Source organism: Curtobacterium sp. PsM8, from assembly GCF_030433875.1.
Classification (GTDB): Bacteria; Actinomycetota; Actinomycetes; order Actinomycetales; family Microbacteriaceae; genus Curtobacterium.
The window spans coordinates 1-12,845 of record NZ_JARUXD010000044.1 but is presented as its reverse complement, the minus strand read 5'-3'; the positions used below and the strand labels follow the sequence as shown (position 1 = coordinate 12,845).

11 protein-coding genes are annotated in these 12,845 nt (G+C 70.7%); 6 read left to right on the top strand and 5 right to left on the bottom strand.

Annotated features, from left to right (window positions below; all coding sequences use genetic code 11):
- Window positions 1-38: 38 nt before the first annotated feature.
- The 5 genes from QCD68_RS11320 to QCD68_RS11300 form a co-directional block, all read right to left on the bottom strand.
- The gene (locus tag QCD68_RS11320) at window positions 39-1,265 is read right to left on the bottom strand and encodes a multidrug effflux MFS transporter (RefSeq protein ID WP_367316835.1); all 1,227 of its coding nucleotides are present in this window, start codon (window positions 1,263-1,265) and stop codon (window positions 39-41) included.
- A 175-nt stretch (window positions 1,266-1,440) separates the two neighbouring features.
- Window positions 1,441-3,894: a glycoside hydrolase family 3 N-terminal domain-containing protein gene (locus QCD68_RS11315; protein ID WP_301223077.1), complete on the bottom strand. Its 2,454-nt coding sequence runs from the start codon at window positions 3,892-3,894 to the stop codon at window positions 1,441-1,443.
- Complete coding sequence (locus tag QCD68_RS11310) at window positions 3,891-4,772, bottom strand: carbohydrate ABC transporter permease (RefSeq protein ID WP_290155914.1); 882 nt, start codon at window positions 4,770-4,772, stop codon at window positions 3,891-3,893. The genes QCD68_RS11315 and QCD68_RS11310 overlap by 4 nt, the downstream gene beginning before the upstream one ends.
- The gene (locus tag QCD68_RS11305; protein ID WP_111074509.1) at window positions 4,772-5,803 is read right to left on the bottom strand and encodes a carbohydrate ABC transporter permease; all 1,032 of its coding nucleotides are present in this window, start codon (window positions 5,801-5,803) and stop codon (window positions 4,772-4,774) included. The genes QCD68_RS11310 and QCD68_RS11305 overlap by 1 nt, the downstream gene beginning before the upstream one ends.
- A gap of 2 nt (window positions 5,804-5,805) precedes the next feature.
- Window positions 5,806-7,113, bottom strand: coding sequence for an ABC transporter substrate-binding protein (locus QCD68_RS11300; protein ID WP_301223076.1), 1,308 nt, complete (start codon window positions 7,111-7,113; stop codon window positions 5,806-5,808).
- A 154-nt stretch (window positions 7,114-7,267) separates the two neighbouring features.
- Here QCD68_RS11300 and QCD68_RS11295 point away from each other — a divergent pair, with 154 nt between their 5' ends.
- The 6 genes from QCD68_RS11295 to QCD68_RS11275 all read left to right on the top strand — a co-directional run bounded on the left by QCD68_RS11295 (window position 7,268) and on the right by QCD68_RS11275 (window position 12,715).
- Complete coding sequence (locus QCD68_RS11295; protein WP_301223075.1) at window positions 7,268-8,302, top strand: LacI family DNA-binding transcriptional regulator; 1,035 nt, start codon at window positions 7,268-7,270, stop codon at window positions 8,300-8,302.
- 438 nt (window positions 8,303-8,740) lie between these two features.
- Complete coding sequence (locus QCD68_RS11290; protein ID WP_301223074.1) at window positions 8,741-9,565, top strand: hypothetical protein; 825 nt, start codon at window positions 8,741-8,743, stop codon at window positions 9,563-9,565.
- A 639-nt stretch (window positions 9,566-10,204) separates the two neighbouring features.
- The gene (locus QCD68_RS11285) at window positions 10,205-10,555 is read left to right on the top strand and encodes a hypothetical protein (RefSeq protein ID WP_301223073.1); all 351 of its coding nucleotides are present in this window, start codon (window positions 10,205-10,207) and stop codon (window positions 10,553-10,555) included.
- Between the two features lie 217 nt (window positions 10,556-10,772).
- Window positions 10,773-11,219, top strand: coding sequence for a hypothetical protein (locus tag QCD68_RS11280; protein ID WP_301223072.1), 447 nt, complete (start codon window positions 10,773-10,775; stop codon window positions 11,217-11,219).
- Window positions 11,220-11,475: 256 nt separating this feature from the next.
- Window positions 11,476-11,799, top strand: a complete 324-nt coding sequence (locus QCD68_RS17505; RefSeq protein ID WP_367316834.1) for a hypothetical protein — start codon at window positions 11,476-11,478, stop codon at window positions 11,797-11,799.
- Window positions 11,714-12,715, top strand: a complete 1,002-nt coding sequence (locus tag QCD68_RS11275; protein WP_367316836.1) for an endo-1,4-beta-xylanase — start codon at window positions 11,714-11,716, stop codon at window positions 12,713-12,715. The genes QCD68_RS17505 and QCD68_RS11275 overlap by 86 nt, the downstream gene beginning before the upstream one ends.
- Window positions 12,716-12,845 lie beyond the last annotated feature (130 nt).

The window sequence follows — 12,845 nt, the reverse complement described above, 5'->3', positions numbered from 1 at the left end:
CACGACCCGATACGACACGGCCCGGCCCGGCACAACCCTCACCGCGAGCCGACCACCCGCCGCCGGTCCCGCGCCGATGCCCAGACCTGCACGACCAGCCCGAGCGCGATGAACCCCGCCATCATCCCGCCCATCGCCGTCGCGGTGCCGCCGAGCGCCCCGGCGAGCGGCGTCGCCAACCCACCGAGCCCGAACGTCAGCCCGCCGGCCAGCGCCGAGGCCGTCCCGGGGTGCCGGTGGCCGAGTGCCTGCGTCAGCGTGATCGACCCGGGGATCACCCAGCCCCAAGCGGCGGTGACGAGTGCCAGCGCCGGCCAGACCACAGCTGGTCCGGCCCCGCTGACCGCGCCGAGCAGGACGAGCACCGATCCGACGGTGCCGACGGCGAGGCCGATCGTGTAGAGCCGGTCCTCGGCGACGCGGCCGACGAGCTGCCGGAACACCAGTGTCGACACGATCATGCACGACGCGTTCGAGGCGAAGACGAGCGTGTAGAGCCCCTCGCCGAAGCCGTACTGCTGCTGGAACACGAACGACGACGTGGCGATGTACGAGAAGAACCCGATGGTCCCGCAGCACCCGGTGACGAGGTACCAGCGGAACCGCGGGATGCGCAGCAGCTCGGCCATCCGTCCGAGCACGGCCCGGGGCGACCGGCCACCGGGAGTGGGCTCGACGAGGGTCTCCGGCAGCGACCGTGCGGCCGCGATGGTGAGGACGGCGCCGAGGACCGCGAGCACCACGAACGCACCGCGCCAGGTCGAGAACGACAGGACGACCCCGCCCGCAAGCGGTGCGACGACGGGCCCGACCGAGTTCACGACCGCGAGCGTCGAGTACAGCCGGCTGCGCTGCGTCCCGGTGGCCGCATCACCGACCATCGCCCGACCCGCCACCGCGCCGGCGGCTCCACCGAGGCCCTGCACGACCCGGGCGACGACCAGGGTCACGATGTCCGGGGCGATCGCGCAGACCAGTCCGGCGACGGCGAACAGCGCCGTCCCGCCGAGCAGGATCCGGCGCCGTCCGACCCCGTCGCTGATCGGTCCGACGACGATCTGCCCGACCGCGAAGGCGACGAGGAACGCGGTCAGGGTGAGCTGGACGGCGGCGGTCGAGACGTCGAGGTCGCGGGCGATGGCCGGCAGCCCCGGGATGTACATGTCGGTCGCGAAGGGCGACACTCCGACGATGAGGCTGAGGGTCAGCAACGGTCCCCGGCGCCCGGTCCAGGACGTGCGGGCCGGATCGGCAGCGCTGCTCATCGCCGCCACCCTAGCCCGCGCACACCCCGTGGCGACAGGGCCGACCACGGCCACCACGGATCCGGATCGGCACCCGGCCCCATGACGGACGGGAGGCCCCTGACCAGCTGGTCACGGGCCTCCCGTCCGACGGCCCCGCGCTCCCCCGCGGCGGCCGTCACCGGCCGGTTCCCCGTCAGCCGACGATCTCCCACGTGACGAGTCGCGCGTCACGGGTGGTGACCTCGTGCACCGGTCCCTCGACCGCGAGGAGCGCTCGCGGTGTCGCGGTGCCGGGCAGGACCCGGGCGGCGGTGGCGCGCTCGTTGACGATGACGCCACCGGTCGCGGTGTCGGCGTCCGCCACGGAGGCCGAGGCCGCCGCGTGCGAGCCGACCCAGACCTCCACGACGCCGGGTTCCACGACCCGGACCATGCGCCGGTCGCTGAACGCGAGGCGGGTGGTGGGGACGGTGAAGGCGAGCCGCACGGACGCGCCGGCGTCGAGGTCGACGCGGGCGTAGCCGAGCAGCTGCACGACCGGACGGGTGACCGATCCGGCGACGTCGTGCCCGAACAGCTGCACGACGTGGGCGCCGGCGACCGAGCCGGTGTTCGTGACCGTGACGCTGGCGGTGAACGCCGACCCGGCACGGACCGACTCGTCGACGACCAGGTCGGCGTACTCGAAGGACGCGTACGACAGGCCGAAGCCGAACGGCCGGACCGGGGTGGAGTCGGTCGCAGTGACGTCCGACGGTCCGCCGAGGGCCGGGTGCAGGTACGAGTACGGCTGCGCACCGGCGGAGCGGGGCAGTGACACCGGCAGCCGACCGGAGGGGTTCACCCGACCGGTGACGACGTCGGCGATCGCGAGCCCGCCGCCCTCACCGGGGAAGAACGCCTGCAGGACGGCGGCGGGCCGCGGCCCCTCGCCGTCGAGCGCCCAGCTGACGGCGTACGGCCGGCCGGTGAGGAGCACCAGGACGACCGGCGTGCCGGTGGCGACCACGGCCTCCACCAGGTCGCGCTGCACGCCGGGCAGGTCGAGCGACTCGGAGTCGTTGCCCTCGCCGACGGTGCCGCGGCCGAACAGGCCGGCCTGGTCGCCGACGACGACGACGGCGAGCTCGGCCTCGGTCGCGGCGGCGACGGCGTCGGCGATGCCGGTGCGGTCCTCCCCCTCGACCGTGCAGCCCTCGACGACCCGGACCGACGCGCCGGCGAACGCGTCGGTCAGCGCCTCGGCGACCGTCGGGATCGAGAACCCGAGCGGCAGACCGGGGTGGGCGGCCAGGACGTGGTTCGCGAACGAGTAGCAGCCCTGCAGCGCCTCGGCCCGGTCGGCGTTGGGGCCGATGACGGCGACGGTGCCGGGGGTCTGCCGGACCGGCAGGACCCCGTCGTTGCCGAGCAGCACGATCGACTCCTCGGCGAGACGTCGGGCGAGCGCCTGGTGCCGGGGCGAGTCGAGGTCGACGCCGGTGGGCGGTTCGTCCTCGTACGCCTCGGGGTCGAGCAGGCCCAGGGCCTCCTTCTGCGCGAGGGCACGGAGGACTGCGCGGTCGACGTACGCCTCGTCGAGCTGGCCGGACCGGACGCGCTCGAGCAGCGGCTGCAGGTACGCGTCGCCGGTGGGCAGCTCGACGTCGATGCCGGCCTCGAGGGCGAGCGCCGCCGCTTCCCCACGGTCGGCGGCGACGGCGTGCATGACCTCGAGGAAGGCGATCGCGAAGTAGTCCGCGACGACGGTGCCGTCGAAGCCGAGCTGTTCGCGGAGCACGCCCGTCAGGTACTCGGGGTTGGCGGCCATCGGGACGCCGTCGGTCTCGGTGTACGAGTTCATCACCGAGCGTGCGCCACCGTCGAGCAGTGCCATCTCGAACGGCGGCAGGAACACGTCGCGGATCTCGCGCGGCCCGGCGGAGACGGGCGCGTGGTTGCGTCCGGCGCGGGACGCCGAGTAGCCGAGGAAGTGCTTCAGCGTGGCGTGCACGCCGGCGTCCTGCAGGCCGCGGACGTAGGCGGTGCCGACCGTGCCGACCAGGTACGGGTCCTCACCGATGCACTCGTCGACGCGGCCCCAGCGGGGGTCGCGGACGACGTCGAGCACCGGGGCGAGCCCCTGGTGGATGCCGAGTTCGCGCATCGAGTCGCCGATCGCGCGGCCGACCTGTTCGACGAGCTCCGGGTCGAACGCGGCACCCCACGCGAGCGGCGTCGGGAAGGTCGCGGCCTTCCAGGCGGCCAGTCCGGTGAGGCACTCCTCGTGGACGAGGGCGGGGATGCCGAGCCGCGTCTCCCGCTTCAGGCGGCGCTGCTCCTGCCAGAGCCACGCGGCCCGCTCCTCGGCGTCGACCGGGCGGGTGCCGTAGACGCGGGTGTAGTGCCCGATGCCGTCACGGGTGACGTCGGGCAGCGTGGCCCGGTCGTCCTGTGCGGCCGCCATCTCGCCCTGCATGGGCGCGACGACGCCGTTCTGGTCGAGCCAGTAGCCGACGATCTGCGCGGTCTTCTCCTCGAGCGTCATCCGGGCGAGCAGGTCGCGGACGCGGTCGCTCACCTCGGGGACGGCAGGGAGGCCCGTGGCCGGGTCCGACAGTTCGGTGCGGACCGTGTCGACCTGCCGGGGTTCGTTGGTGATCGTCATCCCTTGACCGCCCCGGTGAGACCGCCGACGATCCGGCGCTGGAAGATCGTGAAGAAGACCAGCGCGGGGATCATCGACATGGACGTGAACGCCAGGACCTTCGCCGTGTCGACGGAGTACTGCGACGAGAACGCCTGCACACCGAGCGGCAGCGTGTAGCTGCCCTCGTTGTTGAGGATGAACAGCGGCAGGATGTAGCTGTTCCAGCTGGCGATGAACGCCAGGATCCCGACGGTGACGACGCCCGGCAGGGACAGCGGCACGATCATCCGGAAGAAGAACCCGAGGCGGCTGGCACCGTCGATGGACGCCGCTTCCTCGAGCTCGTCGGGGATCGCCCGCAGGAACGGCACCAGGATGATGACGGTCGTCGGCAGGGCGAAGGCGATCTGCGGCAGGATCACACCGGCCAGGCTGTCCGTCAGACCGAGGTCCTTGATGAGCAGGTACAGCGGGGTGATCGCGACGGTGATCGGGAACATCAGGCCGGCGGCGAACAGCGCGTACAGGGCACCGCGGCCGGCGAACCGGTAGCGAGCCAGGATGTAGCTGACCATCAGGCCGAGCACGACGACCCCGACGGTCGTCGCGATCGCGCTGATCGCCGAGTTGCCGAGCTCCCGCCAGAAGATCGAGCTGCCGAGGACCGAGCCGTAGTTGCCCAGTTCGAACGGAGCCGGCAGACCGGCGGGGCTGGTGGTGATCTGCGAGTTCGTCCGGAAGCCGCCCAGCACGATGTACAGCACCGGGGCGAGGTTCGCGGCGACGAACAGGATCGCCACGACGTAGGTGAGCGGGTTGGCGCGACCGATGGCCGCGCTCGACCGGCGGTCACGCGTCGCCCGGCGCCCGGGGGCGACGATGCTCGTGGTGGCCATCACTTCTTCCCTTCGGTGATCGCACCGGCGGTGTCCCGGCGGAGCACGAATCGTTGGTAGATGAGCGCGACAGCCAGGGAGATGATGAACATCACGACGGCGACGGCGCTGCCGAACCCGTAGTTCCCGGAAGTACGGCCGTTCGCCACCATGTAGGTCGCCATGGTCGACGTGCCTGCGGTGGAGGCGATGTACTGCCCCCAGATGATGTAGACGAGGTCGAACAGCTGCAGCGACCCGATGATCGACAGGAACGCCCAGATGCGGATGGTCGGTCCGAGCAGCGGCAGCGTGATGCGCCGCTGGATCTGCCAGTAGCCGGCGCCGTCGATCGCAGCGGCCTCGAAGAGCTCCTCGGGGATGCTCTGCAGGCCGGCGAGGAACAGGATCACCGCGAAGCCGATGTACTTCCACGAGATGATCACGAGCAGCGTCCAGATGGCGATGTCCGGGTTGGACAACCAGTCCGCGCGGAGACCGCCGAGGCCGATGCCCTGGAGCAGGTCGTTCACGGCGCCGTTCGACTGCAGCAGCAGGCTCCAGCCGGTGCCGACGATGACCTCGGAGATCACGTACGGCACGAAGACCAGGACGCGGATGAGACCACGGCCGTGCATCTTCTGGTTGAGCAGCAGCGCGAGGACGATGGCGATCGGGCCCTGCAACACCAGCGACAGGACGACGATGAAGCCGTTGTGCATGAGGACCGACCGGAAGGCCTGGTCCTGGAAGATGATGACGTAGTTCTGCAGGCCGACGAAGTCGGTGGGCGGGCCGTAGCCCTGCCACTTGAAGAACCCGTAGTACGCGGCCATGGCCACGGGCAGGATCACGAACGTGACGAAGACGATCACGGCGGGTCCGGCGAGGACGGCGATCTCCGCGCGCTGCCGCCAGTCCGCGAGCCGCTTGGCGGGCCGACGCCCGGCGGGGCGCGGTGCCGTGGAGGCACCGCGCCCCGCCTGCGTGGACCCCGCGCCGCGGTCCGACCCGGTGGCCGGGTCCGTTCCGAGCGAGGTGTCGAGGGTCATGGTCAGCCCTTGGCCGCAGCCTGGTTGGTGGTGGTGACGATGTCCTTGGCGGTGCCCTTGCCGGCGAGGACGTCCACGACGCTGGTGTTCAGCGCGTTGCCGACGTTCTGGCCGTAGAGGGTGTCGAGGTACTGCGACACGAAGGGGGCGTCCTTGTACGCGGCGAGCGCCGTCTTCAGGTACGACTCCGACACGACGGACTGGGCGTCCTGGTTGACGGGGATCGCCTGGAAGGCCTTGTAGTAGCCCTCCTGGTTGTCCTTCTGCACGATGAAGTTGAGGAAGTCGGTGCAGGCCTTCTTCGGGGCCTTCGCGGTGCAGGAGTAGCCGTCGACGCCACCCATCATCGACTTGGGGTCACCCTTGCCGCCCGACACGGCGGGGAACGGGAACCAGCCGAGGTCCGGCAGCGGCTTCGCGTCCGGGGTCAGGGAGGAGATCACGCCCGGGTCCCACGCGCCCATGAGCTCCATGGCCGCCTTGTGGTTGGCGAGGAGACCGGCGGAGCTGCCGGCGCCCTGCTGTGCGGCGGTGGTGAGGAAGCCGTCGTTGAACGGCTTCGTGTCGTTGAAGGCCTCGAGGTCCTTGCCGGCCTTGGTCCAGCAGGCGTTGTCGAACTTCAGCGACTCGGCGGCACCGGTCAGGGTCTTCTCGCTGCAAGCGCGGAGGGCGAAGTTGTAGTACCAGTGCGCGGCCGGCCAGGCGTCCTTGGCACCGACGGCGACCGGGTCGACGCCGGAGTCCTTGAGCTTGGCGATGTCGTCGTTGAGCTCGTCCATCGTGGTGGGCGTGCCCGTGATGCCGGCCTTCTCGAACAGGTCCTTCGAGTACCAGATGCCCTCGGGGAGCACGGCGACGGGCATGGCGTAGGTGCCGTCCTTCGCGTCGTAGCCCGAGAACGTGCCGGCGCTGATCGACTTCTTGGCGTCGGCGCTGATCGAGTCCTTGATGTCGAGCAGCTGCCCGGCGTTGATCATGGCGTTGAGCTTGCCGCCACCGCGCTGCAGGAAGACGTCGGGGCCGTCGCCGGAGTTCAGCGCGGTCTGGAGCTTGCCGTCCAGGTCCTCGTTCTGGATCGCCTGGATCTTGATCGTGACGTTCGGGTTCTTCTTCTCGAACGCCTTGACCGTGTCGGCCCAGTAGGCCTTGCCGGGGCCGGTGGTGGAGTTGTGCCAGAAGGTCATCGTGACCTTGCCGTTGCCGTTGCCGCTGCCGTCGTCGGCGGCTCCGCCGCTCGAGCAGCCCGTGGCGAGCAGTGCGGTGCCGGCTGCGATGGCGATGGCCGCCGCGAACCTGTTCTTCCTCGTCATTGTGGAGTCCCTCGGTAGTCGTCGTTGACATGCGACCGCGAGGCCGCACGGAGAGCATGCCTGGCGCTCATTCGGCTTGTCAATCGATTTCGATAACGATTTCGGTCCGTGGCGGTCCGCGGCTGAGGACCCCTCGGCGGGGTACGGTGTCGACGTGGATGCCATCGCCCGTCCGGCTCCCCTGCGGGGGCGGACCACCATCAGCGATGTCGCGCGGGCTGCCGGGGTCTCCGTCCCGACCGTGTCGAAGGTCATCAACGGACGCGACGGTGTCGCCGCCGCCACCTCCCAACGCGTGCTCGCGGTGATCGAGTCGCTCGGGTACGAGAGCTCCCTGGTCGCCCGCAGTCTCCGCCGCAGCCGCACGGACGTGATCGGCATCCTGGTCACCGAGTTCGAGCCGTTCTCGACCGAGTTGCTCAAGGGCATCTCGTCAGCCGCCGACGGCACCGGGTACGAACTGCTCGCCTACGCCGGACTGGTCAGCGGCGAGGCACGCCCCGGCTGGGAGCGCCGCTCACTCTCCCGGCTCGCCGGCACCCTGATCGACGGCGCGATCGTCGTCACCCCCACCACCCTGATGGCGAGCACCCCGATCCCCGTCGTGTCGATCGACCCGCACACCGGACCCGAGGGCCACGCCGCGATCGACTCCGACAACGTCGGCGGGGCGAGGGCTGCGACCGAGCACCTCATCGCCCTCGGACACCGCCGGATCGCGCACATCCGCGGACGTGCCGACCTGGCATCGGCCGAACTGCGCGAGCTCGGGTACCGCCAGTCGCTCGAGGCCGCCGGCATCCCCTTCGACCCCGACCTGGTGTGCGTCGGCGACTACCAGACCGCCGCCACCGCCGAGGTCGCCCGCGAACTGCTCTCCCGCCGCGACCGGCCGACCGCGGTGTTCGCGGCGAACGACAGCTCGGCGATCGGGGTGCTGCAGGTCGCCGGTGAGCTCGGGCTCCGCGTGCCGCAGGACCTGTCCGTCGTGGGCTTCGACGACGTCCCCCAGGCCGCGAACGCCACTCCCCCGCTGACCACGGTCGCGCAGCCGCTGCACGACCTCGGTGCCGAGGCGCTCCGCATGCTGCTCGAGCTCCTCGGCGGCCGCGACGTGCCCGCGCACGTGCAGCTGCCGGCGTCGCTCGTGGTCCGCGCGAGCACGGCGCCGCCCCCGCCCGGTTCCTGAGGCCCAGGGCGTGGGACGCCGGCGTCTTCGCGAGACGCCGCGGACGTCGCGAGACGCCGCCACATTCCGCGGCGTCTCCGACACTCGGCGGCGTCACCCACGGACGGGGCGACGGACGGGAGGCGCGCAGCCCGCTCGCCCCGCGCCTCCCGTCCGCACCGCGAAACGCCGGCGTCTGCGCGAGACACCGCGGACGCCGCGATACACCGCCACATTCCGCGGCGTCTCGCACTTTCAGCGGTGTCTCTCACAGACGAAGGGCGGCCGATCGTTTCGCGGGCCCACGGCATTCAGTCAAACCCATGGAACGTCTCGTCAGCCGATCGCCCGTCGAGACAGTGCTCGGCCGGACCTGGTCGTGTCCGGCCGAGCACCGTCTCACGCGATCCCCGCCGAACGGTCGATGCGTCGGGTCGTCTCGGCCCGTACGGTCGGAAGATGCTCCAGCGAACCGCCGCCGTCACCGCAGCCCTCGTGATCACGCTCGTCTCGGTCACGGGGTGCGCAGCCGGGCCGGGAGGCGCGGCCTCCTCCGCCACGACGGCGGAGGTCCCGCAGCTGGACCCGCAGGTCGCGTCCACGCTCGACGACGCACTCCGCACCGTGCAGGCGAGCCCCGGCGTCGCGAGCGCGACGAACCGGATCGAGCTGCACCAGCGCTACACGGCCGCCGACGGAACGGACGTCACGCCCCCCGGCCTCGACGCATGGGACAACCGCGACGCCGGCCCGGCTGCACCGCCGCCCATCGGCGGTGTCTCCCCGGACGATCCCGTGCTCCCGCCGGTGCCCACGCCCTCAGCTCGTCCCACACCCCCGGTCGGTGCGACCGAGACGCACTCGTTCTCGAGCGCCTTCGTGGTCACGATGGCCCCAGACGCAACCCCGTCGGAAGCGATGGCGGTCCCGGTCGCGATGGCGGAGCGTATCGCCTGGACCGGTGTCACCCTCACGCTGCAGGTGCCGGCCGGGCCGGGAGACGTCCTCTCCACCGTCACCTACTCGGGCACGTTCGACCAGCAGATCCCTGACGAAACGGCCCTCGGTGTTGCGTCCGGACTGGCGACGCTCGCCGCCACGCCAGGCGTGACCGGACTCGAGGCGAGCATCCCGCAGACGATGCGCATCGACTACGGCTCGCTGACGATCGGGGTCTCCCCGGCGGACGACGCCACGCTCGCTCGGGTACACGGGGCGATCGACGGAACCGCGTTCGCCGGGACGACGCTGCACGGGTCGTTCGGGAACGGGGCGAAGCCCTAGTCGGAGGCACGACTGCTGCTCGGCGCGCTCGTCGCTCTGGTGCTCCTGCTGGGCGGGGTCGCCTCGGTTGTGGCGGCGACAGTGGGTACCGCGATCCAACGCTCGCTGGTTCCAGTCCAGGTCGCCGGCGGCAGCACATGCAAGTCGGTGAGCGACGACTGCGTGCGTCTCTCTCGGTCGACTGTCGAGGAGAAAACCGGCACGGTGCTCCCGCGAGGCGCCCACCTCGTCGCCTCTGGCACCCGGCATACGCTCAAGTCATTCGAAGCGTGGGCTGTGGCGTGTGTCCCCGATGCACCGCGCTTGTTCGCGGAGGCGAGACGCAGCGGGTTCGTCGACGCAGATTCGGCGTGCTCGCCCTCACGCAACGACTGGTCAGGCAAGGGACCGGTGTCGCTTGAGCTCCGCAGGACCACGCAGTCAGACGGCGATCAGTAGATCGATCTCGGGGGACGCTGCGGCCAAGGCTCGTACGTCCATCTCGGGTACTTCCTCGGCAAGTGAGGGCGCTCTGGTCTCACTGAACCATCCGCTACCGCGACGGTTCTCTCACTCCTTCGACGGATCCCCCACTGGTGTCGGTTGCGCCAGGCTCGATGCGTGAGTCAGATTCGACGTGCGCGGGTGTTCGCGTGGGGCATGCCTTCCATCGCCCTCGTCCTCATCGCCGGCCAAACGTTGGCGTGCGTCCTGGCGTACATGCACACCGCTCCGATCGATGCTGCGTACCGAGCCACCGACGAGAGCGGCCGCGGGATCCTTCGTGCGCCGCCCGCCGACGTCATGGCTGCTGATCGGGCCCAGGGCATCACTTGGATGGCCTCGTTCCCGGTGGCTGTCGTGGCGACGCTCCTGGCAGCGTGGGCACTCGAGCGAGCTCGAGTTGCGGGTGACACGTTGGTGTTCGCGTACCTCGTGACGGTCGTCGGCATCTTCGGATGCGTCGCGGGTCTCGGCGTCGCCGCATTCGGAGTCCTCGAGATCCTGTGACGCGGACTTCCACAGACTGCAGCGAACGGGTTCAGCCCGCACGCGTGAGCGGTGACCGCAGCGGCGTCCCCCGAGCCGATCGTTGACCGGGCGCTGCTGTCGGAACTGACCGGGACGACCTCCTCCTCGCCGCGACCGGTGGACCGGCGTTCGGTGTCGACGGCATCCTGTTCGCCATGCAACTCATCACCTCCAGGCGGAAGAAAGCGAAACGCGCATGACCGAGCCGACTGCAACGACGAAGCCGTGGTTCCGAGACAGGTACACCTGGAAGTTCCTCGGCGGCGCAGCACCGTTCCTCGCCGGGTTCATCGTCGCCCCGGTCTTCGGTGTCGTGTCCGTCTTCGGCTCCATGTTCGGTCTCGTCGCGGACAACCACGCCATGCGCGCTGACTCACACCTGCGCAGCATCAGCGAGGTCACCACGGGGACCGTCATCGACATCGACGTCCGGCACTACTCCGGCGCAGGCAAGACCGGAGGCCACACCGAATGCATCCCCATCGTGAAAGGTGAGGCCAACGGTTCACCCCACAGGTGGGAGCTGACGAACTACCCCGCCTGCAACGACTACTACACGGTCGGTGAACGGCTGCAGGTGATGTACGACCCGGCTGACGTCGACCCCGCTGGCGTCCGCTCGGACAAGATCCTCACCACCTAGCGGCACAACCGCGGCGTCGACGTGCAGATCGGACTCATCGGCCTCGGGCTCAGCGCTGTTGGCGCTGCCTGCTGGACATGGCTCCTCCGCCGGGAGAAGCGGAAGAAGAGAGGTGCCCGGCTCCGGCAGAGTTGACGAGGTGGAGACCGCCGATGCACCTACCCCGACATCGTCATGCCCGACATGGAGGGACACGGTCGATTCCATCACCCCGACCTGATAAGTTCCCGCTCACAACAAATGCGGGAGGCAGTCGATGGAGACGCAGCACGACACAGCACACCGGACCGGCGAGCTCATCGTCACCGTGACCGACGCCGACGGCACACCCCGGGCAGGCACCGAGGTCGTCGTGGAACAGCGGCGTCACGAGTTCGGGTTCGGCAACATCGGGTTCGACTTCATCGGCCTCGCGAACGGCGAGCACGACCCCGACGACGTCGGCACCCCCCGAGCTCGCCGACCTCTGGCTCGACGTCTTCAACACCGCCACCCTGCCGTTCTACTGGGGCCGCTTCGAACCCGAGCGCGGCCGCCCCGACACCGAGCGGCTGCAGCGGACGGCCGCGTGGTTCCGTGACCGCGGCGTCGCGACGAAGGGCCACCCGCTGGTCTGGCACACCGTGCAGCCGGACTGGTTGCTCGGGCTGGACACCGACGAGGTCGAGCGGCTGCAGCGCGAACGGATCCGCCGCGAGGTGCGGGACTTCACCGGCCTCGTGGACACCTGGGACGCGATCAACGAGGTCGTGATCATGCCGCACTTCGCGAACGGCGACAACGGGATCACGCCCCTCGCCCTGGCCCGGGGTCGCCTGGCGATGATCCGGATGGCGGTCGACGAGGCCCGTGCCACGAACCCGTCCGTCACGCTGCTGCTCAACGACTTCGACCTGTCGGACGCGTACGAGTGCCTGATCGAGGGCGTCCTGGAGGCCGGGATCGGCATCGACGCCATCGGCCTGCAGACCCACATGCACCAGGGCTACTGGGGCGAGGACACCATGCTCGCGATGGTGGACCGCTTCGCCCGGTACGGCCGGCCACTGCACCTGACCGAGACCTCGCTGGTGTCCGGCGACCTGATGCCCGCACACATCGTCGACCTCAACGACCACCAGGTGGACTCGTGGCCCTCGACGCCCGAGGGCGAGGCACGCCAGGCCGACGAGCTGGAACGGCACTACCGCAGCCTGGTCGGGCACCCCGCGGTCGAGGCGATCACCTACTGGGGCATCACCGACCGGGGCGCCTGGCTGAACGCGCCGATCGGCCTGGTGCGGGCAGACGGCACGCCGAAGCCGTCCTACGACGCCCTCCGTCGCCTGGTGAAGGACGATTGGTGGACGGGGCCGACGACCGTCCGCACGGACGACTCCGGGCGCGCACGGCTGCGCGGGTTCCGGGGCGAGTACACGGTGCGCGCCGGCAGCGCGGAGTCCACGGTCGCGATCGGGCGGGACGCGCCGACGACGGTCCGGCTGACCGCGGACTGACGGCTGACGACGGACTGCCGGCGCGGGATGCCGACGCGACCGCCGTGGGGGGGGGGGGGGGGGGGCGGCCGCGCGCCGCCCCCCCCCCCCCCCCCCCCCCCCCCCCCCCCCCCCCCCCCCCCCCCCCCCC